Raw genomic sequence first — 26,663 nt, 5'->3', positions numbered from 1 at the left:
ATTCCCGGCCTTCTTATCGAATCCCCAATGGCAGCCAATATGCCTCCGTTCCCGCAATTTGGTCCGGCGAGAACCGTGCATAGAGCGCACTGGGATTCTTCCCCAGCATAAAGCAGCTAAGTGTCTTATAACCGACCTGCCGCCCGCTGTCCGTATCCGCCTCATAGGGCTGCTGTTCCACAAAGCGCTGATACAGGAAATCCTGGCTGTCACGCCGCACGATATTCTCTGTGTCCACGTCCTTGCCAAAACGCACACCGTTTTTATCAAGCACTTCAATGCCGGCACCTTCGCGTCCCCATATCGGCTTTTTTATCCAGCTGGTATCTGGTGCAATCTTTTCCTGCACAAAATCCCGGGCAAAGTACGAGGGCAGCATATAACGTTCTATAACCTCCGACTCCTCTGCCGAAAACACTGGTGTGACACCTGCCGGCTGATTATTCAGCGCCCATACGAGTGCCTGAAAGGCCTTCGACTGCATGATGATGGCCTCCGGCGGATTGAACATCATAAACCTGCCATGCAAATAACCGTCCATAAAATCCTTGCCCAGCGTTTCGCCCTCCGGCGTTCGTTCCTCAATCAGAATTTCCAGAGGATGCAGGCGATAAATGGCATTAGCTGTGCGCCCGTCCGGCAGCAGGATAGAACCATCGGGCAATACCGCCAAATCATAAAACGACACAAAGGTGATGGCATCATCAGCCTCTGTAGCCAAGGTATTTTTCTTCATCGCATTCATCAGAAATTTCGTCGTAGCATAGTCTTCCTGATAATCATGGAAACAGGAAAAGAGGAACGGGTGTCGACGGTGAAATCGGCCTGTGCTGATACTCACTCCCGGCTCGGAGGCCAGAAAAATCTCATTGAGCCAGCTGCAAAGCTTATCGTATTCTCCATAGTTTGGGTCTTCTACCTCAAAGTGCGTGCAGGCTGTCATATTGCCATAATAGGCCTCAATCACGGCACAGGGTGTATCTGCGTTAATCTCCACCATATGGAAATTCCCCTGCTCATCCAACACATAGTCAAAGCGGGAAAGCCATGATGCAAGATGCAAGGGATTGTCCTTCTGCAAATAAGGAATCAACTCCGGCGGAATCTCCAAATCCGCCAAAAAATTATCCCCGCACTTCTGACAGACCGATACTGCCCGCTGAAATGCACCAAAGAGAATCTTGCTGATATACCGCAATTCTGCAGCCTGCTCCCGGCTGATGATTTCAATATTCTTCGTTGGATATTTATCTGCATAACCCTCATATTCCACAAAGGGAAATATCTGACGGTCGAGCAAATTTCGCCAATCTTCCTGCAAAACAATCCCTCCATTACGACGATGCGCTGCGCGCACCTGCAGAGCCAAAACCACTTTTCGCACTCACCGATGATTTCGTACTTCCCGTTGCTGAGTTTTTCGCAGATGATGCCGATGATTTAGCAGCAGCTTTGCCCGCCTCACTGCTGTTTTTCGAACTGCTCTTGTTGCTGGAACTACTGCTGCTGGAACTGCTGCGATAATTGGACGAATTCTTATCCTCTTTATCCTTTTTCAGCGGCCTTACCGGCTCACTGGCTACATAGCGTTTTCTATTGGCATCATAATAACCACCATGACCGCCACTCAACCCACGATGGATAAAATATCCTGCGGCCAGCCCCGCCAAAAGACCTGCTGTACCGGATAAAAAGCTAAGGCCATCTTCATCGCGCCGGAAAGTAACCGAATCTCCATTCGCATAACGCGCTGTTTCTGTACCATCACCGTTATCATGGAGTTTATATTCTCTGCCCGCCTCATCGGTTAAAACATCCCCGGCAAAATTTTCGTAGTCGTCACTCTCCTCCGCTTGCGGTACCTCTTCGTCCCCACAGCCGGTCAAGGACACCGTTGTTGCCATGATTGTAAAAAGAGCCAATGCTTTTGTCGTCCTTATACTTAACATGATTCACCAACTTCTTTCTTATGGGCTTTAAGATTAGCATAAAATATGTTTACATAGATGTCAAATATATCAAGCAAAGCAGCACAAAAAAAGTCGGGGATAATCATTCTTCACATCGACAGGCTTGTCCAATGCCAGGAAAATCATCTCCGACAATATATTTACTCGTTAACTTTTTTTTGCAATACTTCTTTTGCCATATTGAGCTGGGTATCTTCGTGCATATCCTCCGGCAGTTTCACCTCAATATCCGGTTCAATGCCAATGCCGTCAATACATTTGCCGCTGGGCGTGTAATATTTGGCAATGGTCAGCTTGAGCCCATCTTCATGGAACAAGGGCACAACTACCTGCACCGAGCCTTTGCCGTAGGACTTCATGCCAACAATGGTTGCCGCCTCCCTGTCCTGCAAGGCACCGGCCAGAATTTCCGAGGCGCTGGCGCTGTTTTCGTCAATCAGCACCACAATGGGCAGACTGCTGTCCTCCAAAGTGGAATCAAAATCCTCGCGGCTGCCGTCACGCTGTACGACGGAAACCACATTTCCCTTGGGCACCAGCATATCAGCAACTTCCACGCAGCTCGTGATAAGGCCGCCGGGATTCTGCCGCAGGTCAAGGATAAGCCCCGTCATGCCAGCCTCTTTGAGCCGATTGTATTCCGCCTTAAACTCATCGCCGGTATTCTCAGCAAACGAAGCAATGCGAATATAGCCCATCGTGCTGTCATCGAGGAGTTTCCCTTTTGCCGACGGCACCTTAATCATATCGCGCTCAATGGCATATTCCTTGTCCTCTTCCTCCGCGCGATGAATCATCAGCTTCACTTCGGTGCCCGCTTCGCCGCGGATATGGAGGGCCACTTCCTCGGGCTGGTACTCCGTTACCGGCGTACCGTCCACAGACATGATTTCGTCACCGACTTTAAGCCCCACTTTTTCGCCGGGCGTGCCTTCCAGCACCGACATAATCGTGACCTTGTCATCCTTAAAGCCCATCGTGACGCCTATGCCGCCAAAAGCCCCTGCCGTATGCTCCTTGAGGGACTTATACATAGAGGTCTTCATATAAATGGAATGGGGGTCGCCCAGGGATTTCACCATGCCATCAATGGCACCGTCCATCAGCGTACTGCTGTCCACATCGGTGACGTAGCGCGTTTCAATCATGCGCATGACACCGAAAAATCGCAGCAAATCCGTGGTCTTTTCGCCGCCCAGCCCCAATAACTTCATCAGCCCCATAATGGTCAGAACACTGGAAAAAAGTGCCGTCACCACGACAATCAGGGCTATTTTTTTCTTACTCAATCCTTTTCACCTTCTAACCGGCTATCAGAGATAGCCATAAGGACTCACCGGTGAGCCGTTCTGACGCACCTCGAAATGACAATGGGGGCCGGTAGAGTTGCCCGTAGAACCACAATAAGCTATGGTTTCCCCCTGACTGACCTGCTGGCCGACAGAGGCCGCCAGCGATTGATTATGACCATAAAGCGTGGTCACGCCGCCGCCATGATTGATGATTACCGTATTGCCATAGCCGGAAATCCAGCCCGCATATTCGACCGTCCCCGCAGCTGCTGCCGCAATGGGCACCCCATAATCAGCACCGATATCAATGCCACTGTGGAATTTCTGCGTGCCCGTAATCGGATGGGTACGCCAGCCAAACTCCGAGGTAATCGTGCCGCCCACCGGCCAAATCATGGAGCCGTTGCCGCTGGCGGCTGCCCCTGCTGGCGCATTGGCCATGCTGCTGCGCCGCAGCATATCTTCAATCTGCTTGGACGCCGCCATCATTTCATCATACTGACGGTCAATCGTGGCCTTGTCGCTTTTCATCTGGTCAATGATGGCCTTGCGCTTGCGAACCTTTTCCTCCATGATTTCCCGCGCCTGCCGCGCCTTCAGCTCCTGCTCAGCCTTAGCCGCACGGTCTTTTTCCAGACTCTTTTGGGTGCTTTCGATTTCCGCTTTTTCATCGAGTACCAGATGCACCAAATCATAATCCTGCTTGATGACCTTTTTGAGCAAGTCCATGCGCGTCATCAAATCGGAAAAATCCTTGGCGCCAAAGAGCACATCAAGATAGGAAATCTGACCATTGACATAAATGTCGCGCACACGTGTGCCGAGTTTCGTGCTCTTTTTCTTGTAATCGGCCTCTACCTCTTTGAGCCGGGACTCATTTTTCTCCATGCGCTCCAGGGTTTCATCCAAAGCCGCCCGCAAGGTCTTGTGCTCGGCAATCGCCTCATCTGCCTCTGCATCCACCAGCCGCTTTTCCTCGGACAGGGATTCAATTTTGGACTGCAGTGCGTTGCTCTTGCTCTTTAAGTCCTCTGCCTTCTTGTCATAACCAGCCTTGTCATCCTCCAGCGAAGCATACGCTGTGGAAGCAGTCAGGATTACCGACAACGTAGCTGCAGTTATTGTCTGCCATTTTTTCATCATATCAAACCTCAAGGAACCGTTTCAGCGAGAACGCAGAACCGATGGCACCAATCAGCATCCCCGAAAAGATGATGGCTGCCGTCACATAATTCATAAAGGGATACTGCGGCATCAGCGGGAAAAACGCCAGTGTATTATAAATCTTTGCCGCCATCGCCGCATAGAAGCTGCGCAGGGCGATAGCCGACAAAATGCCGCCGATACAGCCCAATACAATGCCTTCCATCAGGAACGGCCAGCGGATAAACCAGTCCGTCGCGCCCACATACTTCATGATGGCGATTTCCTTGCGCCGCGCAAAGACCGTCAGGCGAATGGTGTTCGAGATAATGAAAATCGTAGCCCCAGCCAAAAGCAGCATCAACACCAAACCGAAAATACGCATCAGGCGCGTGATGTCAAAGAGATGTTCCACCACATCCTGACCATATTTCGCCGATTCCACGCCTTCCATGCGCTCAATCGCTTTAGCGGCCGTTTCCACCATTTCCGGTGTTTTCACCGTCACTTCAAAGGAATCCGGCAGCGGATTCTTGTCGCCCAGCGCATCCAAAAGATACTTTTGGTCGCCCAAACGTTCAGACAGACGTTCCTTGGCCGCATCTTTATCCACGAACTTCACGGTATCAATCCCCTGCATCTTTTCAATATCGCTTTGCAGGTCAATACGCTCATTTTTCGTCACTTCATCTTGCAGATAAACACTGATCTGCACCTGTGATTCGAGCATGGATGCCATGCGGTTCATATTGAGTACCAGAATCAAAAACACGCCCAGCACAAACAGCGATACCGCCACTGTACCAATCGAGGCAAAGGACATCCAGTTGTTGCGCCGCAGGGAACGGAATACCTCCTGAATAAAATATTCACCTGTTCTAAGCTTCATAACCATATCCTCCCCGCTGCTGGTCACGGACAATGCGCCCGTCTTCGATGGCAATAACCCGCCGTTTCATGGTATCCACAATATTGCGGTCATGGGTTGCCATGACAATGGTCGTGCCCGCCTTGTTGATACGGCGGAAAATGTCCATGATATCCCAGCTCGTTTCCGGGTCAAGGTTGCCTGTGGGTTCGTCGGCAATCACAATGGACGGATTGTTCACAATCGCCCGCGCGATAGCCACACGCTGCTGCTCGCCGCCAGAAAGCTGCGAAGGGAAACTGCGGTACTTATCCCGCAGGCCTACTACGTCCAACACCGAATTTACACTGCGCTGCATTGTGCGGCGGGGTGCTTCGATTACCTGCAGGGCAAACGCCACGTTTTCAAACACCGTCTTGTCGGGCAGCAGACGGTAATCCTGAAAGATTACCCCCAACTCGCGGCGCAGATACGGAACCTCCGAACGCTCCATATGCACCACATCATGCCCATTCACCAAAAGCTTGCCCTCCGTGGGCAGTTCCTCCCGGAACAACATCTTGATAAACGTGGACTTGCCCGCACCGCTGGGCCCCACCACGAACACAAATTCGCCCTTCTTGATATCTACGTTGACATGGTTCAGGGCGACCACGCCAGTATCATAGGTCTTGCTGACCTCCCGCATTTGTATCATTAGGAAAAATCCTCCTGCATTTGAATAGACTAACTTCTATTTTACCATAAAAGGACGGGGCAAGGCAAAATTCTCTATTTATTTTTGCGGCCTTGTGCTATCATATACTTAAAGAACAACGGTGAAGGAGGCAACTTGATATGTATGCATTAGCCGATTACATCAAGACAGAACGGATTAACGGAGTTGAATACGATATGAGTCCAGCAAATATCCAGCACATTCGCATTCAGAGAAGATTGACCATGATTATTGGCAACTTTCTCCAAGGCAAAAAATGCGAAGTTTTTGCCGAAGCAGAAGTCAGACTCAGTCCCATAGACCATCTGATTCCTGATATCTGCATCGTTTGTGAGCCAGCCCAAATCAAGGACACCCATATTGAAGGTGCCCCCGATTTTGTAGTCGAAGTTCTCTCCCCCAGCACCCGCCGCAAAGATATAACGGTCAAGAAAGACACCTACGAGCGCTTTGGTGTCAAAGAATACTGGATTATCAATCCTAAGGAAGAATGTATCGAAGTCTACCGTCTTAACGAGCAGGGCTGCTACTATCTGGACAACCTCTACCAAAATTTCACCCCAGAAGAATGGGAACGGCTGACCGACGAACAAAAAGCCGAACAAAATCTCTCCCTCAAAATCAGCCTGTATGATGAACTGGAGATACAGGTCAAAGATATATTTGAAATGTAACGACAAAAAAGGCGGAAACTTGACCAGTCAAAATTGACTCGTCAAGTTTCCGCCTTTTCTTTACGTTTTTATTCTTGCCTGCTGATTTTCTTTCCTCAGCCGTTTATTTTCATACATGGCTTTGTCTGCCCGCCGGGCAACGTCGATGACGGCGGGATCAGTTTCGGGGTCGTACACGGCAGCCCCCATGGATATATTCGCCTGTTCCCACTCGTGTTCAGCCGAGGCGCGTATTTCTGCGCGCTTTTCGCGGAACTGGGCAAAGAGCTTTTCCCGATTACGAAAATCGTCATTTTCCAGAATGACGGCAAATTCATCGCCGCCAATGCGGAAGACGGGACTGTGCTGGAAGGTGCGGCAGATTAACTGGCTGGCTTTTTTGATGTATATATCGCCTTTGTCATGGCCGTAAAAGTCATTGATGTATTTAAGGTTGTCACAGTCGAATACCCCAATAGCAAACTCAGGCTTTTGGGCAGAACTGTCCAGCAAATCCTGTATTTTTTGCATATAAGCGCCATAGCCTGCCTTATTCCGTACGGCAGTCAATGCATCAATATAGACCTTTCGATTGAGTGTATCGATATTTGCTTTGGTATTCTCGACCAGTCCCTTGAAGGTTCGGGTGAGCATACCGATTTCATCATCATCCGTATCGTCCAAGACAACATCATAATTCCCAACAGCTACCTGCTGGGCTGCGTTGGTCAGCCGATGAAGCGGTTTGGTGATACGGTCGGCAAAACGCATCATCACGAAACTCGCCAACAGCAGAATGATAAAGGAAGCGAATAACGTGCGCGAAATCAGGCCCTGCCATACGCTGTTGATTTCCCCTAAAGGCACCGTCACATAGAGCCGCATCCCATTGCTCAGCGACCTCCAGACAGCCTCCTTCTTGATGCCATTGAAATGATATTGTACATGCTGATCCCCCTTGACCGCGTCCGGAGTATCTATGGCTATTTTTTCTCCATACTGCAAGGTGGAATCCATCTGCGGATGGTAAATTACATTGGAATGCTCGTCGAGGATAAAGGCATAACCATTTTCAAAGAGCTTGATTTTTTCTACCTCGGAGACTAAGGTTCCATAATCGATTTCTATCCCCACAACGCCTACAAACTGCCCATGCCGGTAAACGGGAACATTGTAGGAAATGACCCTGGCCCCAAAATTTTCGGTGTGATAAGGTGGCAGCCATACGCCTTTTTTTTCAGCTTTGGGAATCGTAAACCAAACCAGCGTGGAAGTGTCGTTGGTGTCATATTGGGTGATATCCGTTACTTCGTGTTCCTGAAATTCCCTGCCGCTTTGTTTGACATACCAAAAACCCGAATGTTCTTTGGAAAATTCGGGGTCGACGCGGAAATAGTAGGTGAGTACACCATTGGTGTTATGCGCAATTTTACTAAACAAATGGCGTACATTTTCAACCTCATTGACAAACTGTTCATCCGGCATAGTCTCAAGGTTATCTTGCACAAGGGTAGCAACCGTTTCTACCGAACGCTCTACATCATCAAAATAGGTTTCCAAATTCATTGCACCGGTTGTACATTTCAGATGAAGCATTTGGTCCGCATCGCTTTTTCCCAAGGTTTTGATGGAGTAAACGCCAATATAGGTAGCAACACTTAACGCGGCAATAATCGCACTTAATGTCAGCAAAATGAATTTTGCTCGTATCGAACGCATCCGCTCCCCCTCCCTCTTGCATTATCCCTACATCTATATTCAATGCTGACAAGCAAAAACCTGCTAACGAATAGGAAAATGCTAAGACTTTTTTTGATACAGCCCTTCCCCACGCCATATCAATACGCCTAGGGACAACATACCACGGGCACAGAGTTCGACACACATCGCCGCCCATACGCCGGGCAGGCCGTAGTCTACTGCAAGGAAAATGGCCAAAGGAATGCGAATGCCCCACATGGCTACGAGGTTCAATATGGTAGGCAATTTCGTTTCGCCTGCACCGCGAAAGATGCTCGTGACGATGATACCGGCGGCAAAAAGTGGTTCTGCCCAGGCTTCGATGCGCAGGATTTCCGTCCCCGCGGCGATAACCGCGCTGTCTGCTGACAGCAGGGCCATCATCTGCGGCGCGAGGATATACATGACCACGCCCATGACCATCATGACCACCATGCCGAGGCCGGCGCTGACATAGCCAAAGCGCTGGGCAAGTTTGGTCCGCTTTGCCCCCACGCTCTGTCCGACCAGGGTCTGCGCCGCTGTGGACACGCCGATACCGGGCATATAGCAAAGGCTTTCCGCCGTGATGGCAAAGGAATTGGCCGCGAGCGCTACCGTCCCTAGCGGTGCCACAATGCAGGTAAAGGCCACATAAGCACTGCCCATGACAATCTGTTCGAGCACCATGGGAATCCCCAAAGAAGTTGCCTGTCGCAATTCGCCCTGCCAGGGTTCGAGCTGTTCCCGCCGATAGTGCAACTGTCGGGATTTTTTCAACAATACATAGAGCATGGCCGTCATGCAGCAGGCTTCTGCCAGTACCGAGCCAAACGCCACACCGGCTACGCCCCAATCGGCACCGGGCACCCATATAGAAAGTCCCCCTATCTCCACCTCGCGGGAGGGGAAAATCAGCAAGGCATTAAAGAGAACATCGAGCACGCACATCAAAACACTCAGCAGGCTGGGCACCTTCATATTGCCGCTGGCCTGCAGCATGGAAGCAGCGGCAAAATTTACCGCCAGCAGGGGCAGCCCCAAAGCATAAATCTCCAGATAAAGTGAAGCATCGCCGGCAATATCTGCCGTCCCGCCTAAAAAGTATGGCAGATAACCGCTGAGGGCAGCACTGCCGCCGCCCATGACCAGGCTGAAAATCAGCACCGCCCACAGGCCATGCCGCACAAGGCTGCGCGCCTTCAGGTCTTCACCGGCGCCAATGGCCTGCGCCAGCTGAATCGTATAGCCCATGGACATGGCAAAGCAGATGCCGCCGATAAGCCATGTCGTGGAATTGACCAAACCGATGGATGCCGCCGCACCTGCACCAATCATGCCCACCATCGAGGCATCAATATACTGCATCATCACCGTGGTGATTTTCGCCATAATGGCGGGCACGCTGAGCTGCCATGTCAGCAGCAAAAGCTCGCCAAATGTAAAAGGTTCACCCTTGCGGATGCGCCCCAAAAGATTTTTCCGCATAAAAAACTCCTTCAAGAAAAAATCCGTCCTCACACCAATGGAAGACAGATATCCAGTTATTTTAGCCGAAACCGGCTTATAATGCAAGGCAAAATGTCCTAAACCGCAATTTGTCTTTATGGCAATAATATTTCCCTTTCCGTCATTTTTATGAAAATTTATGTTATAATGTTTAAGTAGCTTTTTATTATCTTTATTTCAGATAGGGGGATAGTCACTGCGGGTCAGGCCGCAGTGGTATGAATTATGGCTAATAACAAAAAGCTGGGGATTATCGCCAACGATGAATGGCTGGCACCCTATGAGGACGCAATCCGCGGACGTCACGAACATGCGGTTTGGAAAATCAATCAGCTCACGCAAAACGGCAAAAAGAAACTCTCGGATTTTGCCACCGGACACCTTTATTACGGCCTGCACAAACAGGGACGCGGCTGGGTGTTCCGTGAATGGGCACCGAATGCGCTGGACATTTACCTGATTGGTGATTTCAGCGACTGGCAGGAAAAGGAAGAATTCCGCTGCCACCACATTCCGGGCACCGGTAATTGGGAGCTCAAGATTCCCGCAGGTAAAATCAAACACAAAGACCTGTACAAAATGAAAGTCCATTGGCGCGGCGGCGAAGGGGAACGCATTCCTGCCTGGGCTACGCGCGTGGTACAGGACGAAGAAACCAAGATTTTCTCTGCGCAGGTTTGGAATCCGCGCACGAAACATACCTGGCACGATGCCAAATTCAAGCCCACTACCGCACCGCTCCTCATCTATGAATGCCATGTCGGCATGGCACAGGATGCAGAAAAGGTCGGTACCTATAAGGAATTCACCAAGAATATCCTGCCCCGGGTCAAAAAGGACGGCTACAACTGCATTCAGATTATGGCCATTCAGGAACATCCGTATTATGGCAGCTTTGGCTACCATGTCAGCTCCTTCTTTGCACCGAGCAGCCGCTGCGGAACGCCGGAAGATTTGAAGGAACTCATCGACACCGCCCACAAGATGGGGCTGGCAGTTATCATGGATATCGTCCACAGCCATGCCGTCAAGAACGAAGTGGAAGGCCTCGGCAACCTCTGCGGCGACCCCAACCAGTTCTTCTATCCCGGTGACCGTCACGAACATCCGGCCTGGGACAGCCTGTGCTTTGACTACGGCAAGGACGATGTTATGCACTTCCTGCTGTCCAACTGCAAATACTGGCTGGAAGAATTCCATTTCGATGGTTTCCGCTTTGACGGCATCACCTCCATGCTCTACTACAGCCATGGACTCGGCGAAGCCTTTATGAACTACGGCGACTACTTCAACGGCCATCAGGACGACAACGCCATCTGCTATCTGACGCTGGCCAACAAACTCATTCACGAAATCAAGCCCAATGCCATCACCATCGCGGAGGATGTCAGCGGCATGCCGGGGCTCGCAGCCAAATTCGAGGACGGCGGTTACGGCTTTGACTATCGTCTGGCCATGAACGTGCCGGATTACTGGATTAAGACCATCAAGGAAAAGAAGGACGAAGATTGGCATCCGTCCAGCATTTTCTGGGAAATGACCAACCGCCGCGCCGATGAAAAGACCATCTCCTACGCCGAAAGCCATGACCAGGCACTCGTAGGCGACAAGACCATCATCTTCCGCCTGATTGATGCCGATATGTACTGGCATTTCTCCAAGGACAACCGCAACGGCATGGTTGACCGCGGCATTGCCCTGCACAAGATGATTCGTCTGGTCACGGCCTCGACGATTAACGGCGGCTACCTGAACTTCATGGGCAACGAATTCGGCCATCCCGAATGGATTGACTTCCCGCGTGAAGGCAACGGCTGGAGCTATAAATATGCCCGCCGTCAGTGGCACCTTGTCGATGATAAAAAACTCTGCTATCATTATCTTGGCGACTTCGACCGGGAAATGCTCGCCACCCTCAAGACGGTCAAAAACATTCAGAAGCAGCCGGTTGTCGAAATCTGGCACAACGACGGCGACCAGGTTCTCGCCTACAGCCGTGGCGACCTCGTCTTCGTCTTCAACTTCTCCCCCACGCAGTCCTTCCCGGACTACGGTTTCCTCGTGCCCAAAGGAGAATACGAAGTCGTGCTCAACACCGATGCCAAGGAATTCGGCGGCAACGGCCTGGCTGACGACAGCGTAGTTCACAAAACCAATTTCGACCCGCTCTACGAAAAAGACGGTAAGGAATGGCTTAAAATCTACATTCCTGCCCGCAGTGCCGTAGTTCTGCGGAAGAAGAAATAAACCAAAGGAGGCTTTAACATGGCTTTTATTGAACCGAATCCGCTTCAGGCAACCAACAAAGCAGATGGTCAGGGCACTATCACCATCGTGAAACTCTTGACGCCGGAGGAACTCGACGGCAAGTGCGATATGTACGCCAAGGTCATCATCCCGCCCCTCTGCTCCATCGGGGTACATGAACACCATGGCAACACGGAGACTTACCACATCCTCTCCGGCACCGCCCTATACAACGACAACGGCAAAGAAGTAACCATTGGCGCAGGCAGCACCACCTTCTGCCCGGACGGCGAAAAACACGGCATCGCCAACCCGTCCAAAACGGAAGATTTAGTGTTTATGGCATTGATTATCAAGAAATAAGCCTTTAGGGCAATAAAAAACTGACAGGTCAGATTTGACTTGTCAGTTTTTTTGTGCATTATTCATTCAGCGCTCCCGCCAGCCGTTCGGCGAGCAGGGTATAGCGCTTGCGGGTTCTGTCGTTTTCTACAGCGGTGTTAAGAGCAGCTTTCGTGCCTAAGAGAATAACCTGCTTACTGGCTCTGGTTACAGCGGTGTAGAGAAGATTTCTTTGCAGCATGATATAATGTCCCGACGTCAGCGGCAGGATAATCACGGGGTATTCACTGCCCTGGCTCTTGTGCACGCTCATGGCATAGGCCAGCTGCAGTTCTACCAGTTCATTTTTCTCATAGTCCACCTGCAAATCTTCGCTGAACTGGACGGTGATATGGTCGGACTCCACAGCGGTGATAAAGCCGATATCCCCGTTAAAGACCATTTTGCTGTAATTGTTCTTGGTCTGCATGACCTTATCATTCAGGCGGAAGGTGCGGATGCTGTTCTTGTATTCGGCCTTGTATTCAGCAGGCGGATTGAGTGCCTCCTGCAGAAGTTTGTTGAGGTTTTCCACGCCACATTCCTGGCGGTGCATGGGCGAGAGCACCTGCACATCAGTCAGGGGATTCCAGCCCTGCTTGGGCAAAATCTCTTTGCAGAGGTGCACGATGTTTTGCGCGACTTCCGCAGGGTCAGCGATTTCCCAAAACTGAAAATCTCCGGCAGGTTTGCACAGCGGCAATCTTCCGGCATTGATGGCATGGGCATTTAAGACAATGGTGCTTTCCTCATTTTGGCGGTAGACTTCCGTCAAACGCACCGAAGGAATGACCTCCGAGCGCAGAATGTCCTTGAGTACCGAGCCGGGGCCAACGGCGGGCAGCTGGTCTACGTCGCCCACGAGAATTACATGACAGCCGTCGGGCACAGCATCCAAGAAATGCTGCATAAGCACAATATCCATCATGGACACCTCGTCCAAAATGATGGCATCAGCCTCCAACTGCTCGTCTGCGTCCTTGGCAAACATCGAGGAACCATCGTCCTGCCGCCCGCCCTGCGCTTCGAGCATACGGTGTACCGTCATGGTCTTGCGCCCTGTGGCTTCAGCCAAACGCTTAGCGGCACGGCCTGTCGGTGCGCCCAACAGGATTTCAAGACCGGCCATTTCCAGCATATCAATCATGCCCCGCACCACGGTGGTCTTGCCTGTGCCGGGGCCGCCGGTCAGCACGAGTATACCGTGCGTAAGCGCCGCTACCATGGCTTCTTTCTGTGCCTTGGCCAAATCAAGCCCTGTCAATTCCTCCCAATGCGCCACCAGCCCCTCAGGATTTTCCACATTGAGCACATCGGCATAGCGCTGCAAGTACAGGAGCTTGCGGGCAACTTTTTTCTCTGCCCGATAGAGATAGGGCGAATAGATAAGCGTCGTTCCGCCTACGGATTCTACGGCCAACCGTTGCAGTTTCAGCTGCTTTTTGAGCACCTCGCCCACGCGCAGCGGGTCTACCCGCAAGAGTTTTGCCGTGCGGTCAATCAAGGGCTGTTCGGGAATACAGCAATGGCCGTTGGTGGAAATCTGCTGCAGGGCATAGTCAATGCCGGCCGCCACGCGGTTTTCATCATCACCGGCCATGCCGAGACTGGCGGCAATGGCGTCGGCGGTAGCAAAGCCAATACCCTCCACTTCCTGTGCGAGTTTATATGGATGGTTTTCGAGCACCTCCAAGGCAAAGGAACTGTATTTCTTGAAAATCCGTGCCGCAAGCGCCCCCGAGACATTATGGCTTTCGAGCCAGAGCATGATTTCCCGCAGTTCCGACTGGGCGGTATAGGACGCGACAATCTTCTGCGCAGTCTTTTTGCCAATGCCCTCCACCGTTTCCAGCAGCTTGGGCTTTTGCTCGATAATATCGAGTGTATCGGCGCCGAATTTGGCCACGAGGCGCTTAGCCATAGCCGGGCCCACACCATCAATAACGCCGGACGCTAAGAAGCGCTCTATGCCTTCTACACTGGTCGGCGCTTCCAACCGCAGACTTGCCGCCTTGAACTGCTGGCCAAAGCGGGGATGCGTAACCCAGGAACCAGTAAGATGTACCTGCTGTCCAACCAGCGGCGGTTCACAGCTTACGGTCACGGTCACACGGCTGTTTTGTCCGCTAGGCTGCAGGCGAAAAACGGCAAATTTGCCATCTTCACTGGCAAAGATAATGCTGTCGACCAAACCTTCGATTTCTTCCTGTACGGCTCCCGGTGCAAAGCCCAGCGCCATCTGTTCGTTTTTATTAGCCATAACTTTACTCCCTCCTGCCGTAAAGCAATTTATTCGCTGGCTGCCAGCCGTTCCCACTTGGCATAGCGCTCTTCGATTTCCGCTTCCTTGGCGGCATATTCTTCGGCAATGCGCTGACTTTCTGCAGGGTCAGCCTGTACTTCCGGCTGATTCATCTGAAATTCCAGTCCCTTTAATTCCGCTTCGGCCATGGCGATTTCCGCTTCGGCGCGCTGAATCATTTCCGTGCGCTTAGCATCGCTCATGCTCTGAATCTTGCCGGCTTCCGCCCGCTCCTTGGCGGCGGCTTTTTCGGCGGCGTCCTGCTGCTCAACGGCTGCAGGCTTTGCAGCTTTTTTCTCCGCATGTTTTGCTGCTTCTGCTTCTAAGCGCGCTTCTTCCTCGGCTTCACGTTCAGCTTCTTTCTTCATCAGATAGTAGCTGTAATTGCCGCTGTATTCGGTAAGCTGACCGTTATCGAGTTCCAGGGTGCAGTTAGCCACCTTGTCGAGGAAGTAACGGTCATGGGATACCGCGAGGAATGTGCCGGGATAAGCCATCAGGGCTTCCTCCACCGCTTCTCTGGCGGGAATATCCAAATGGTTGGTCGGTTCGTCCAAAATCAGGAAGTTGGCGCCTGTAAGCATCAGCTTCAAAAAGGCCACGCGGGACTGCTCGCCGCCGGAGAGGTCGCCAATCTTGCGCAGGACTTCATCACCATGGAACAGGAAAGCCCCCAGATAACGGCGGGCCTGTTCCTCGTCTACACCATAGGTGTAGATGATTTCATCGAGCACCGTCATATCCATATGCAAAGTTTCATGTTGCTGCGAAAAATAACCGATTTTCACCCGGCTGCCAATTTTTATCCGGCCTTTGGCGGCTTCCAGCTCACCTACGAGGACTTTGAGCAGGGTGGTCTTGCCCGCACCATTGGGGCCAACGAGCGCCACGCCGTCACCATTGCGAATCAGCAGGGACAAGTCCTTAAATACCGGCTCACTGCCATAGCCAAAGGTGACTTCTTCCAGTTCTGCCACACGCTGTGCACATTCAGGCGGCTTATGGAAGGCAAAGTAATTAAAGGACGCGGCTTCCGGCGGCAGCACAATGCGCTCAAGGCGGTTGAGCTGGCTCTGTCGTCCCCTGGCCTGCTTGGACTTGATGCCCGCCTTGTACTTGCGGATATATTCCTCCGTCTTTTTGATATGTTCCTGCTGTTTTTCGTAAGCGGATTTGAGCGCCTCCCGCCGGGCCGTCTTGACCCGCATAAAGTAGGTGTAGTTGCCCTCATAGCTGGTGACGGTATGATTTTCCAGTTCCACCATGCGGGTGGCCACCTTGTCGAGGAAATAGCGGTCATGGGAGATGATGAGCACGCCACCGCGATAGGTGCGCAGAAAACCTTCAAGCCATTCAATCATCCCAATGTCGAGATGGTTGGTCGGCTCGTCCAAAAAGAGGAAATCCGGCTCGCGAAGCAAAGCCTTGGCCAGACAGATACGCGTCTTCTGACCGCCGGAGAAATGTTCGACATTCTTTTGGAAATCCTCATCCGTAAAGCCCAGCCCATAGGCAACCTTTTTGATGCGGCTGTCAAATTCATAGCCGTTTAACTGTTCAAAGCGCTCCACGACCTTGCCGTAGGTGTCCAGAAGTTCTTCTTCCCCAGCAGCAATGCGCTTTTCCAAGGAACGCTTGCGCTCACCGAGCTCAATAATATCATCAAAGGCCCGGCGGAATTCATCATAGAGTGTGCCTTCGCCAAAATCCGCCTGTTGCTGGACGTAGCCGATAGTTTCGGCCGGGTCAAGCTGCACGGAACCGCCGTCAGCTTCTTCCTGCCCCATGAGAATCTTCATCAGGGTGGTCTTGCCCGCACCATTGGCGCCGACCAGACCGACCTTATCACCGCCCCGCACCTCAAAATTCACATCATGGAAAAGTTCATCTATGCCAAAGGCCTTCTTGAGGCCGTTAACCTTCAATATACCCAAAATAAATTCTCCTTAAAGTATAGACAAAGACGGAGCTATGCTCCGTCTTGATTATTTCCTGTAATCCAGTCCGATATGCACCACAGCCTGATTGGAACTGCCCCCGTCCATAATCACACAGGTAAAGGGCATGCCATAGAATACATCCGTATTGCGGGTGGATGTGGTAATCGTGGTCTGCGCACGGGAACTGGTCTTGCCCGTTTCCACGCCCGAGATAATAAACCCTTTGCGCTGCAGAATCTCTGCCACTTCAGCCGCCGCACCATTGATGCCGCTGTCGTTGATGACCATAACCGATATTTCATTGGGCTTCATGGGCTCGGTCTTTTCCTTCTCTTTGGCCGTATCGTCCGTTTCCACCTTGCCGTTGCTCTTGGACTTCGCCAGCAGCTGCATGCCCTTCGGCAGGGTGCCCATATAGGCATCTTCATCTTGCTGCGCCCGTTCCTTATCTTCATCACTGAGCGTCAACTCCAACTGCTCAGCCATAAGTTCGCGCAAATCCGTAATATCGGGAATCCAATAGCTGACGTCCTTGATATAGGCCGGCTGTCCCGGTACCATCTGGGCAGACAAGCCATTATCGTGGATGTTTTTCATCTTGCCTGCAAATTCCACCAGTTCCGCCAAACTCATATCCGTCTGAATGGCCGATTTGATTTCTTCCACCAGTTTAGGCAGACGAGGCAGTACTGAAGGAGAAATAATCTTGGCCAGCACCGCCTTCATAAACTTCTGCTGGCGGCCAATACGGCCAATATCGCCCTCACCGTCACGATAGCGCACATACTGGATAGCTCTTTTGCCGTCCATATGCTGCTCGCCGGGATAAAGGTCAATCACGAGCCCCCCATTATCATCCCAGGGGTCTTCGTAATACATGCGCTTTTCCACGTTGATATCCACGCCGTCGAGCGCATCGATAATCCGTTCAAAAGCCTTGGTATCGATGATGATGTAGTGGTCAATCTTCGCCCCCAGCAGTTTTTCCACGGCTTCCTGACTCAGCTTGTGACCACCATAGGCATAAGCATGATTGATTTTCTCATAATCATTGCCCTCAATCTGCACCCGCGTATCGCGCGGAACAGAAAGCAACGATGCCTTTTCCTTGTCTTCGTCAAGCGCTGCGACCATCATGGTATCGCTGCGCCCCACATCGCCTTCCCGGCGGTCAACGCCCAATAGCAGCACATGGGTGATGTGCTCGTGTTTGACCAGACCACCGTCCACGACCGTAGTTTCCCCGCCATCACCATTATGATGCCTTGCTGCCATCACACCGGCTATCGCCACCAGCACCGCCAATACAATGCCCAATATCCACTTTACCCGCTTATAACTGCGCTTTCCCCTGCGCCTTTGCCGCATGATTACCTGCTCCTCATAAAATATAAGCTAAACTCAAAAATTCAACTTCCTAAGTATAACAAAGATAGGGGGCAAAGTAAAGGAATGGGCCCATATACCGCAAGAAAAACGCCCTGCAGGATTTTTTCCCGCAGAGCGCTGATTTTATTATGCGATTTTAATACGTTGCTACAGCGTCAAGAGCCTTGATGCCATAGGATTTTTCCACATGAACCGCCTGACCGCCGGTGAAGATTACCAGGCAGACATCAGAAGGTGCATTGGCTTTGACGTAATCGAGGTCAACCTGCATGAGCTTATCGCCCTTCTTGACCTGCTGACCCTGCTGGACAAAGGTTTCAAAGCCCTGACCACCCAGTTTTACCGTATCCACGCCGAAGTGAATCAGGAATTCCGTGCCGTCAGCGGCCTTCATGCCAATGGCATGCTTCGTATCAAACACAAACATGACTTCGGCATCGCAGGGAGCCACAACCGTACCATCAGCCGGAGCAATGAAGAAGCCATCGCCCATCATCTTGCCGGCAAAAGCTGCATCCGGAGCTTCCGTGATGGCATGCGCCGTACCAGCTACCGGTGCGTAGAATTCATGGTCGCCATGAACAGCCACAGGCGTTTCTTCCTGTACAGCAGGTTCTTCCACTACCGGAGCTTCTGCGCCTGCTTCAACTTCCGGAGCCGTTACCAGATATTCTTCCAGATTGGACTTAATCACAGCAACCTTCGGGCCATAGATAACCTGTACGCCCGTACCCTTGACGATAACGCCGGAAGCACCGGTGGCCTTCAAGAGTTTCTGGTCAACGAGCGAAGAATCGGCTACCGAGCAGCGCAGACGGGTTGCACAGCAATCCACAGAAGTGATATTGCGCTTGCTGCCCAAAGCGCGGGCAATCGTGCTGCTCAGTTCATCAGTGCCGTTTTCGCCAGCCTTGCGGGCATTGACATCAGCCTTGGTGTAGAGCTTGGTTTCTTCGTCATCCTCTTCGCGGCCCGGCGTCTTGAAGTTGAACTTCTTGATTAAGAAGGAGAACGCGAAGTAATACAGGAAGAAATAGATGATACCAACCGGGATAATCAGCATCCAGCTGGTCTTGTCATTGCCCTGCAGAATACCGAAGATGAACAAGTCGAGAAGACCGCCGGAGAAGGTAAGACCTACGGCGATATTCAGGATATGGGCAATCATGTACGCTGCACCGGCCAGAATTACCTGTACACCGAACAGCAGCGGAGCAACAAACAGGAAGGAGAACTCAATCGGTTCCGTGATACCCGTGAGCATGGACGTGAGGGCTGCAGACAGCAAGAGACCCCCAGCCACCTTTTTCTTTTCGGGACGAGCGCAGCGGTACATAGCCAAAGCTGCACCGGGCAGACCGAAAATCATGAAGATAAATTCACCGGAGAAATACCGGGTTGCGTCAGCACTGAAATGTGCCACATTCGGCGAAGCCAGCTGAGCAAAGAAGATGTTCTGACCGCCCTGAACGAGCTGACCATCAATCATCATGCTGCCGCCCACGCCCGTCTGCCAGAACGGCAGATAGAATACATGGTGCAGACCAAACGGAATCAACGCACGCTTAACAATACCGAAAATCAGCGTACCGATATAGCCCGTACCCGTGACCACATTGCCGAGACCGAAGATGATATCCTGCGCAATCGGCCAGATAAAGGTCATGGCAATCCCCACGAACAGGAAAACCACCGTAGATACGATGGGGATAAAGCGGGAGCCGCCAAAGAAGGACAGCGCATCGGGAAGAACAATCTTATAATAGCGATTGTGCAGCATGGCTACACCGATACCAACGATAATACCGCCAAATACGCCCATCTGCAGGGACATGATGCCGCAGCTAGAAGCAATCGTACCTTCGAGCACGCCCGGCGCAATGGAACCATCGGCCAGGATTTTGCCCGTCAGCTGCAGCATAGCATTACAGGAAACATGCATGACGAAGAAGGAAATCATGGCTGCCAGTGCTGCTACTTCCTTCTCGGCCTTAGCCATACCAATGGCTACACCCACGGCAAAGATAATCGGCAAGTTGCCAAAAATCGTACCGCCAGCCGCACTCATAACGGTAAGCAAAGAGTGCAGCATCGTGCCATCACCAAAGATGGCTTCTAGTCCATAGGTCTTGATTGTCGTGGGGTTGGTAAACGAAGCACCAAGGCCCAGCAAAAGACCTGCAATCGGCAATACCGCAACCGGCAGCATGAAACTGCGGCCGACACGTTGCAGTACGCTAAAAATCTCGTCTTTCATTAGACACATCCTCTCTTATTCCCAATAAAAAAAGCATCCATATGCATTTTTACAAAAGAAATTTGCATACAAAATGCCACCCATGAGAATAATTTTAATATATTCACTTGCGCTATTATAGCATAACCCCAACGAATACATCAAGTCATTTTTCATGTTTATATAAGTTTTCAGTATATTTATTCATTTGCTGCTCAAATTACAAATTGCAGTTTATCGATGTTCTTACGAGATTGAATTTATTTGTTACAGCTCAGTTTGGGCGTAGGTGGTAATACTTTTCGCCGTTACACTGAATGACCCACAAGGAAATGTATGGGCTTTTTAGGCACCTGCGCCGGGCAGGCCGGCGGCGCGTATGTTCAGCTCAACTTCTAGGAACTTTTTGTTTGTGGGCCAGTCCTCACTGCGTTCGGACAGTCGTTCCACGGCGAAAAGCATCACCACCTCCGCCCTAAGTGATGTCCGTACAAACCGTCATTTTCGTAGTGATAAGCAGCAAGTACATCGATGTTCTTGTTACAGGAGCAACGAGTTTGTGGCAACAGGCTAAATCGCAGCTTCGGATAAATAAACTGCTCTCCCACCAAAGTTATGTATGTAACATCTGGCGATGTTGTGATGGCAAGCAACAAGTATATCGATGTTCTTGTTACGGGAGCAAAGAGTTCGTGGCAATGGGCTAAATCGCAGCTTTGGCTGAATAAACTGCTCTCCCACCAAAGTTATGTATGTATCATATGTGGCGATGTTGTGATGATAAGCAACAAGTACATCGATGTTTTTGTTACGGGAGCAACGAGTCCGTGGCAATGGGCTAATCCGTAACTTGGGGCGAATGGGGGAGTGCTTTTTCTGTAGGAGCGACTGCCTGAACGCAGTGAAGGCCGGCCCGACGCAGGCAGCAACTAGAAAGCACGTTGAAAGACGCGCCGCCGGCCTGCCCGGCGCATATAGCTAAATAGCGATTTCTTTCAGGGAGGGTCGTTTAGCGGAATCAGAAAAAGTACTCCCCCGTTCGCCCCTGACCACGTATGAACAAGATACCTTTACCACGAACTGAACTCCCCGACAAACTGCAATTTACCTAAAAACTCCGTTAGTGCATAAAGTTACACACCAACGGAGTTTATCCATCAATATATTTTTTCCTGCTGCTTACTCCACATCCAAATCCGCCGTCACCTGATAGTAATCGCAGGCATGGGATGTATAATTTTTCACATTGGCCTTGGAAATCATGCTCATCTTGAGGAAGGAGCAGAACACAAACGCATGGTCATCGAGCACGACCTGCTGCATATCGAGCGCCAGTTGTGCACGCTTGGCCGGGTCAAATTCGCGGCTCAACTGATTTTCCAATGCGTCGAGACGGGCACTTCTGTACTTACCCTGATTCTTGGTAGCATTGGAGGTTGCAAACACCGTGAACCAGTATTCCGGGTCGCCGGTCGGTGCCTGTACATTGGCCATGGCATAGACATCCCAGGCCTTGGTATCTTTGACCACCTGATTGTTGTCGGCGGTGTTGTTGATTTCCACCTGCATGCCGATTTCCTTCAATGTTGCCTGTGCGGATTCAGCCAGCAGCGGCAGTTCCTGACGGCTCGGATAGGTCAGCCATTTGATCACGAGTTTTTTGCCGTTCTTTTCGCGGATACCATCGCCATCCGTATCCACCCAGCCGGCAGCTTCCAGTACCTTCTTGGCGCCATCAAGGTCAAATTTTTCGGCCTTTACCTTGTCGCCGCCAAAGGCCGGGCCTGCGGGGAATACGCCGTTAGCCGGAAAACCATTGCCGTCCAAGAGTTTGGCCACGAAGTTTTCCTTGTCAATGCCCATCGCGATGGCCTGACGCACTGCGGGGTCTGCGCAGACCGAATCCGGGTCAAAGTTCATCTTCCCGAAGAAGCAGCGGGAAGTAGAAATCTGGGAGATATTGTATTTGTCATTCTTGAACAATGGATAGCTTTCATAGGCCATGCCGTAAGCAGCCTGGACTTCGCCGGATTGCAGGGCACTCGAAAGCGTGTTGCCGTCCGTAATGGTGCGAATGGTAATCTTGTCGAGTTTCGGCGTGCCGCCCCAATAATGCTCATTTTTCTTCAAGACCAGATGGTCATCCGTCTTGATATCTGTGGCAATGTACGGGCCAGTACCAGCTACGATGCCCTGTTCAAAGCCGGCATCCACATCAATGATGCAGCCGTAGGGGTCGCCAAGATAGTTTAAGAGTGCCGGTCTCGGCTCCGTGGTCTTGATGATTAGTTCCTGACCGTTGGCCTCGATAGCAGCAATCTTCAAATCCTGTGCCGCCCGCTTGTTATTCGCGATAAGGTGCTCAAGGCACTGCTTTACGGCTGCAGCATCCATTTTGCGCCCGCTCGAGAAGGTTACATCATCCCGCAGGGTGAATTTCCAGGTAAACTCGTCCACATTTTCCCACTTGGTTGCCAGCCAGGGCTGAAGCTCCATCTTGTCGGAGTACTTTATAAGCGTCTCACCGATACCATAGCGGATGCAGGCCCAGCCAGCATAGGCATTATGCGGATTGACATCCGGTTCCTCGTTGGAGCTGTTAAAGGTGGTATCGCCGATAACCAGCGCCTTTTCCCCATTGCTTGCGGCCTTGTCGCTGCCACAGCCAGCCATTACAACGGCACTTATGCCCAGCGCCAAGGTTGCAGCCAACAGTTTTTTCCATTTCATTTGCCAAAAACTCCCTTCCTGTTTTACATAAATCTATTATAACAACACGCTGTCAATCAGTTTTTGCGTATATTCCTGTTGCGGATGGTTAATCACCTCATCGGGTGTACCTTCTTCAACAATCCTGCCGTTATTCATCACGATTACCCTATCACAAAAATCCTGCACCAGGGCGATATCGTGACAGATAAAGAGATAGGCCATGCCCCTATCCTGCTGCAGACGGTTGAGCAGGGACAAAACTTCCGCCTGCACCGTCACATCCAGTGCCGAAGTCGCTTCATCGAGAATCACAAGCTGCGGCTCAATCGCCAGGGCACGGGCGATTGCCGCCCGTTGGCACTGGCCGCCGCTGACCTCATGCGGATAGCGGTCAGCAAAATCTGCTGGCAGTCCACAGAGTGCCAGCAGATTCTCGGTTATCTTCTTGGCCTGTTCCCGGCTCCTGCCGTGATTAATCAGGCTTTCGCTGATGCCATCCCCGAGTGTACACCTGGGATCGAAGCTGTCCACAGGATTTTGGAACACCATCTGCATTTGGGCATACGCCTTTTTGAGTTGCGCCCCCTTGGCCTGCGTAATCTCCTCGCCCGCCAAAAAAATCCTGCCCGCAGTCGGCGGAATCAGGCGGGCAATCATGCGCGCCACAGTGGTCTTGCCGCTGCCGCTTTCGCCGATAATGGCGAGTTTTCCCCCTGCCGAAAGCGTAAAACTCACAGCATCCACCGCGACGATTTCGCCGCCCTCCTGCCGGGGAAAAATCTTTTTAAGATGCCTGACTTGCAGAATCTTGTCCATAGGTTACTCCTGACCTCCTGAGCCTGGGCACCGCCGCCAACAGTTTTTGCGTGTACGGCGATTGCGGGCTATTTAAGATTTCCTTGGCTTTGCCATATTCCATCACTTCCCCCTGATGAAGCACGAGCATAGTATCGGCCATCGCACGGATGACGCCGATATTATGCGTGACCAAAATAATCGCCGTGCCAAACAGTTCCCGCGCCAGCAGCATTTCCTCAATGACCTGTTTCTGCACGGTAACATCGAGGGCCGAGGTCGGCTCGTCGGCAAGCAGGATTTTGGGCTTTAAGAGCATGGCCGCCGCCACCGCCGCCCGCTGTTGCATGCCGCCGGAGAGTTCAAAAGGGTAACTTGCAAAAATGCGCTTAGGCTCGGCAAAGCCGAATTTATGCAGCAGTTCGCAGGCTTCTATTTCCACGGCCCGCGCATCGGTATAGCCATGCGCCGCCATCATTTCCTTTATCTGCGTGCCGATGCGGCGAATCGGACAAAAGCTGCTGCCCGCCTGTTGAAAAATCATGCCGATTTCCGCACCGCTGATTTTCTGCCGTTCCTTGTCGCTGATATCCGGCAAATCCAGTCCCTTGTAATAAATATCGCCGCGGGTCACCAGCCCTTCACGGCCCAGCATCCCCATAGCCGCTTTGAGGAGCGTAGACTTGCCGCTGCCGCTTTCCCCCACAATGCCGAGGATTTCCCCTTCAGCCACGGAAAAACTGACATCATGGACAGCGCGTGCGCCATTGTAGTGAATATCCACTTGTTCATAACGGATTATTTCTGCCATCGTTACCTCCGTTTCGGGTCGAGATAATCCCGCACCGTATCGCCGAGCAGATTAAAAATCATCACGGAAAAGAAAATCGCAAAGCCCGGTGCCAGCGTCACCCAGGGCTGGGTGGGCAGGAGATTGCGGGTATCGCTCATCATGCTCCCCCATTCCGGGATAGGCGGCTTTGCACCCAGCCCCAAAAAAGACAGCCCCGCCAGTTCCATCATCATCGTGCCGATATCGAGCACCGCCGTGACAAGAATCGGCCCAGAGATATTGGGAATGACATGCTTATAAATGAGCTTAAAGGTGCCGCTCCCCGCCATCTTCGCCGCCTGCATAAAGGGCGCGGCCTGCAAGGCCAAAGTCTGACTGCGCGCCAGCCGCGCATATTTGGGCCAGCTAATGGCAGCTAAAGCAAAAATCGCATTGTGTACACCGCCGCCTAAAACGGCAGCTACGGCGAGCGCAAATACCAGCCCCGGAAAGGCGAGGAACATATCCGACAGGCGCATAAGAACCGTGTCTGTTTTCCTGCCCATCCAGGCACAGATAATACCGATAAGACTGCCAAAGAGCGTGATAAAACTCACCAACAATAAGGTCGAAAAAATACTGGTCTTGCTGCCCGCGATAACCCGCGAAAGCATATCCCTCCCATAGCGGTCTGTCCCCAAAAGATGCTCAGCTGATGGTGCTGCTTTCGTCAGACTCATATCCTGCATATACGGGTCATATGGGCAAAGCTGCTCACTGAAAAACGACGCTACAACCAATAGCAGAGCCAGAGCGCCAAAGAAATACAACTTCCGCTGCAAGGTATTCTTCCGCACATTTTGCAGGCGAATCGTTGGTGCCGCTGACTGACTCATTTCCCATTCACCCCCAGACGAATCCGCGGGTCAAGCTCGTGATAGAGCAAATCCGCCACAAGATTCACCAGCACATAGATAATCGCCATCCACATTACATAGGCCTGAATCATGGGATAATCCCGCATATTGATGGCATCTACCGCCAGTTTCCCCACGCCGTCCCACATAAATATACTCTCGACAATGGCTGTGCCCCCCAAAAGGCTGCCAATCGAAAGCGCCAGCAGGGTCATAATGGTCAGCATTGCCGCTTTCATTACATTTTTCCAAAGGATAACGCTGTCGCTAATCCCCCGCGCCTTGGCCCCCAGCACATAATCCTTGCCCAATTCTTCAAGCACCGCCGAGCGCACCTGCCGCATATATTTAGCCGACATGGCTATAGCCAGCGTAAGCGTGGGAAGCAAAGCACTTTCAAAGTCCGTACCGCTCGAAATTACCGGCAAAAGCCCCAGCTGAATGCCCAAAAACTCCATCAGAAGCATGGCCACAAAGAAATTGGGCATGGCATTGCCCATAAAGCTGCCAAAGCGCAAAATTAAATCAATCCCCCGGTCATGGCGTATCGCCGCCAGTATGCCACAGGGCAGGGAGATAAGCAACGTCAGGGCAATAGACAGCCCCGTAAGCATAAGCGTTGCCGGCAGTTTTCGCAGGAACGCCTTGAGCACGTTTTCCCCCGTGACGAAACTAACCCCCATATCGCCATGCAACATGGCCCAGAGCCAGTTTATATACTGTTCGCCAAAGGACAGATTAAGTCCCAAAGCCGCCTTGCGCTCGTCAATGATTTCCTGCGCGACTTCCACACCGCGGTTGCTGTACATTTCCGTCACGGCATCACTGCCCGCCATATACATCAGCAAAAAAGATAGAAACGTAATGCCAAACAGAATCGGTATCAGCTGTATTAAGCGCTTAAACGCATAATTCATGCTCGTTATCGCCCCCATGCATATAATAATTTAATCATACAAAATTTTTTCCATTTTTATAAGCCCCATGGGGGGATGAAATCTTGTGACGGAAAAAACGGTAAACAAAAACTCCCTTGACACATAATATTGCAGCAAGGAAGTTTGCGTATAATAATATATCGTTGTAATACAATACCAGCA

At 51.5% G+C, this 26,663-nt stretch carries 21 protein-coding genes; 4 read left to right on the top strand and 17 right to left on the bottom strand.

What is annotated here, in order from left to right; all coding sequences use genetic code 11:
* Positions 1-13: 13 nt before the first annotated feature.
* The 6 genes from G598_RS0106280 to ftsE form a co-directional block, all read right to left on the bottom strand.
* Positions 14-1,384, bottom strand: coding sequence for a glutathionylspermidine synthase family protein (locus G598_RS0106280; protein WP_211221519.1), 1,371 nt, complete (start codon positions 1,382-1,384; stop codon positions 14-16).
* Positions 1,335-1,904 (bottom strand): hypothetical protein, encoded by a 570-nt coding sequence (locus tag G598_RS18530; protein WP_157833287.1) that lies wholly within the window; start codon positions 1,902-1,904, stop codon positions 1,335-1,337. The genes G598_RS0106280 and G598_RS18530 overlap by 50 nt, the downstream gene beginning before the upstream one ends.
* A 206-nt stretch (positions 1,905-2,110) precedes the next feature.
* Positions 2,111-3,259, bottom strand: coding sequence for a S41 family peptidase (locus G598_RS0106270; protein ID WP_026766222.1), 1,149 nt, complete (start codon positions 3,257-3,259; stop codon positions 2,111-2,113).
* Positions 3,260-3,283: 24 nt separating this feature from the next.
* Positions 3,284-4,402, bottom strand: coding sequence for a murein hydrolase activator EnvC family protein (locus G598_RS0106265; protein WP_102012088.1), 1,119 nt, complete (start codon positions 4,400-4,402; stop codon positions 3,284-3,286).
* 4 nt (positions 4,403-4,406) lie between these two features.
* Complete coding sequence (gene ftsX / locus G598_RS0106260) at positions 4,407-5,294, bottom strand: permease-like cell division protein FtsX (protein ID WP_026766220.1); 888 nt, start codon at positions 5,292-5,294, stop codon at positions 4,407-4,409.
* Positions 5,284-5,970, bottom strand: coding sequence for a cell division ATP-binding protein FtsE (gene ftsE / locus G598_RS0106255; protein ID WP_026766219.1), 687 nt, complete (start codon positions 5,968-5,970; stop codon positions 5,284-5,286). The genes ftsX and ftsE overlap by 11 nt, the downstream gene beginning before the upstream one ends.
* 140 nt (positions 5,971-6,110) lie before the next feature.
* Between ftsE and G598_RS0106250 the strand changes: the two genes are divergently transcribed.
* Positions 6,111-6,665 carry a Uma2 family endonuclease gene (locus G598_RS0106250; RefSeq protein WP_026766218.1) on the top strand — a complete coding sequence of 185 codons (555 nt, stop codon included), beginning with the start codon at positions 6,111-6,113 and terminating at the stop codon, positions 6,663-6,665.
* Positions 6,666-6,725: 60 nt separating this feature from the next.
* Here the strand turns inward: G598_RS0106250 and G598_RS0106245 are convergent, their stop codons facing one another.
* On the bottom strand, positions 6,726-8,363 hold the full coding sequence (locus G598_RS0106245) for a sensor domain-containing diguanylate cyclase (RefSeq protein ID WP_026766217.1): 1,638 nt from the start codon (positions 8,361-8,363) through the stop codon (positions 6,726-6,728).
* A gap of 81 nt (positions 8,364-8,444) precedes the next feature.
* The gene (locus tag G598_RS0106240; RefSeq protein WP_037363399.1) at positions 8,445-9,851 is read right to left on the bottom strand and encodes an MATE family efflux transporter; all 1,407 of its coding nucleotides are present in this window, start codon (positions 9,849-9,851) and stop codon (positions 8,445-8,447) included.
* A gap of 246 nt (positions 9,852-10,097) precedes the next feature.
* Here G598_RS0106240 and G598_RS0106235 point away from each other — a divergent pair, with 246 nt between their 5' ends.
* Positions 10,098-12,119: an alpha amylase C-terminal domain-containing protein gene (locus tag G598_RS0106235; RefSeq protein ID WP_026766215.1), complete on the top strand. Its 2,022-nt coding sequence runs from the start codon at positions 10,098-10,100 to the stop codon at positions 12,117-12,119.
* Between the two features lie 18 nt (positions 12,120-12,137).
* The gene (locus G598_RS0106230) at positions 12,138-12,482 is read left to right on the top strand and encodes a cupin domain-containing protein (RefSeq protein ID WP_026766214.1); all 345 of its coding nucleotides are present in this window, start codon (positions 12,138-12,140) and stop codon (positions 12,480-12,482) included.
* 58 nt (positions 12,483-12,540) lie between these two features.
* Here G598_RS0106230 and recD2 read toward each other — a convergent pair whose 3' ends face one another.
* The 4 genes from recD2 to G598_RS19305 form a co-directional block, all read right to left on the bottom strand.
* The gene (recD2, locus tag G598_RS0106225) at positions 12,541-14,760 is read right to left on the bottom strand and encodes an SF1B family DNA helicase RecD2 (protein WP_080656966.1); all 2,220 of its coding nucleotides are present in this window, start codon (positions 14,758-14,760) and stop codon (positions 12,541-12,543) included.
* A gap of 29 nt (positions 14,761-14,789) precedes the next feature.
* On the bottom strand, positions 14,790-16,736 hold the full coding sequence (locus tag G598_RS0106220) for an ABC-F family ATP-binding cassette domain-containing protein (RefSeq protein WP_026766212.1): 1,947 nt from the start codon (positions 16,734-16,736) through the stop codon (positions 14,790-14,792).
* Positions 16,737-16,787: 51 nt separating this feature from the next.
* The gene (locus tag G598_RS0106215) at positions 16,788-18,110 is read right to left on the bottom strand and encodes an LCP family protein (RefSeq protein ID WP_026766211.1); all 1,323 of its coding nucleotides are present in this window, start codon (positions 18,108-18,110) and stop codon (positions 16,788-16,790) included.
* 157 nt (positions 18,111-18,267) lie between these two features.
* Entirely contained in the window at positions 18,268-20,388 is a 2,121-nt protein-coding gene (locus G598_RS19305; protein ID WP_080656965.1) for a PTS sugar transporter subunit IIABC, read from the bottom strand.
* A 594-nt stretch (positions 20,389-20,982) separates the two neighbouring features.
* On the opposite strand from G598_RS19305, the gene G598_RS19725 reads away from it, so the two are divergent.
* Positions 20,983-21,216, top strand: a complete 234-nt coding sequence (locus G598_RS19725; protein WP_157833286.1) for a hypothetical protein — start codon at positions 20,983-20,985, stop codon at positions 21,214-21,216.
* Positions 21,217-21,546: 330 nt separating this feature from the next.
* Here G598_RS19725 and G598_RS0106200 read toward each other — a convergent pair whose 3' ends face one another.
* Genes G598_RS0106200 through G598_RS0106180 form a run of 5 tightly spaced genes read right to left on the bottom strand, consistent with a single transcriptional unit; the run spans position 21,547 to position 26,480 of the window.
* Positions 21,547-23,097: an ABC transporter substrate-binding protein gene (locus tag G598_RS0106200; RefSeq protein WP_026766210.1), complete on the bottom strand. Its 1,551-nt coding sequence runs from the start codon at positions 23,095-23,097 to the stop codon at positions 21,547-21,549.
* Positions 23,098-23,133: 36 nt separating this feature from the next.
* The gene (locus G598_RS0106195; protein ID WP_026766209.1) at positions 23,134-23,895 is read right to left on the bottom strand and encodes an ABC transporter ATP-binding protein; all 762 of its coding nucleotides are present in this window, start codon (positions 23,893-23,895) and stop codon (positions 23,134-23,136) included.
* Positions 23,864-24,685, bottom strand: coding sequence for an ABC transporter ATP-binding protein (locus tag G598_RS0106190; protein ID WP_026766208.1), 822 nt, complete (start codon positions 24,683-24,685; stop codon positions 23,864-23,866). Before G598_RS0106190 ends, G598_RS0106195 begins: the two co-directional genes overlap by 32 nt.
* Positions 24,686-24,687: 2 nt before the next feature.
* Positions 24,688-25,542 carry an ABC transporter permease gene (locus G598_RS0106185; protein ID WP_026766207.1) on the bottom strand — a complete coding sequence of 285 codons (855 nt, stop codon included), beginning with the start codon at positions 25,540-25,542 and terminating at the stop codon, positions 24,688-24,690.
* Positions 25,539-26,480, bottom strand: coding sequence for an ABC transporter permease (locus tag G598_RS0106180; protein WP_026766206.1), 942 nt, complete (start codon positions 26,478-26,480; stop codon positions 25,539-25,541). Before G598_RS0106180 ends, G598_RS0106185 begins: the two co-directional genes overlap by 4 nt.
* Between the last annotated feature and the right edge of the window lie 183 nt (positions 26,481-26,663).

The organism is Selenomonas ruminantium subsp. ruminantium ATCC 12561 (assembly GCF_000424065.1).
GTDB lineage: Bacteria > Bacillota > Negativicutes > Selenomonadales > Selenomonadaceae > Selenomonas_A > Selenomonas_A ruminantium.
This window is presented reverse-complemented; position numbering and strand designations above follow the sequence as displayed.

Excerpts from the sequence above, each read along its gene's own strand:
- G598_RS18530 (WP_157833287.1), bottom strand. The coding sequence starts at position 1,904 with ATGGCAACAACGGTGTCCTTGACCGGCTGTGGGGACGAAGAGGTACCG.
- G598_RS0106265 (WP_102012088.1), bottom strand. The coding sequence starts at position 4,402 with ATGAAAAAATGGCAGACAATAACTGCAGCTACGTTGTCGGTAATCCTG.
- ftsX (WP_026766220.1), bottom strand. The coding sequence starts at position 5,294 with ATGAAGCTTAGAACAGGTGAATATTTTATTCAGGAGGTATTCCGTTCC.
- ftsE (WP_026766219.1), bottom strand. The coding sequence starts at position 5,970 with ATGATACAAATGCGGGAGGTCAGCAAGACCTATGATACTGGCGTGGTC.
- G598_RS0106250 (WP_026766218.1), top strand. The coding sequence starts at position 6,111 with ATGTATGCATTAGCCGATTACATCAAGACAGAACGGATTAACGGAGTT.
- G598_RS0106245 (WP_026766217.1), bottom strand. The coding sequence starts at position 8,363 with ATGCGTTCGATACGAGCAAAATTCATTTTGCTGACATTAAGTGCGATT.
- G598_RS0106240 (WP_037363399.1), bottom strand. The coding sequence starts at position 9,851 with ATGCGGAAAAATCTTTTGGGGCGCATCCGCAAGGGTGAACCTTTTACA.
- G598_RS0106235 (WP_026766215.1), top strand. The coding sequence starts at position 10,098 with ATGGCTAATAACAAAAAGCTGGGGATTATCGCCAACGATGAATGGCTG.
- G598_RS0106230 (WP_026766214.1), top strand. The coding sequence starts at position 12,138 with ATGGCTTTTATTGAACCGAATCCGCTTCAGGCAACCAACAAAGCAGAT.
- recD2 (WP_080656966.1), bottom strand. The coding sequence starts at position 14,760 with ATGGCTAATAAAAACGAACAGATGGCGCTGGGCTTTGCACCGGGAGCC.
- G598_RS0106215 (WP_026766211.1), bottom strand. The coding sequence starts at position 18,110 with ATGCGGCAAAGGCGCAGGGGAAAGCGCAGTTATAAGCGGGTAAAGTGG.
- G598_RS19305 (WP_080656965.1), bottom strand. The coding sequence starts at position 20,388 with ATGAAAGACGAGATTTTTAGCGTACTGCAACGTGTCGGCCGCAGTTTC.
- G598_RS19725 (WP_157833286.1), top strand. The coding sequence starts at position 20,983 with ATGTATGTAACATCTGGCGATGTTGTGATGGCAAGCAACAAGTATATC.
- G598_RS0106200 (WP_026766210.1), bottom strand. The coding sequence starts at position 23,097 with ATGAAATGGAAAAAACTGTTGGCTGCAACCTTGGCGCTGGGCATAAGT.
- G598_RS0106195 (WP_026766209.1), bottom strand. The coding sequence starts at position 23,895 with ATGGACAAGATTCTGCAAGTCAGGCATCTTAAAAAGATTTTTCCCCGG.
- G598_RS0106190 (WP_026766208.1), bottom strand. The coding sequence starts at position 24,685 with ATGGCAGAAATAATCCGTTATGAACAAGTGGATATTCACTACAATGGC.
- G598_RS0106185 (WP_026766207.1), bottom strand. The coding sequence starts at position 25,542 with ATGAGTCAGTCAGCGGCACCAACGATTCGCCTGCAAAATGTGCGGAAG.
- G598_RS0106180 (WP_026766206.1), bottom strand. The coding sequence starts at position 26,480 with ATGAATTATGCGTTTAAGCGCTTAATACAGCTGATACCGATTCTGTTT.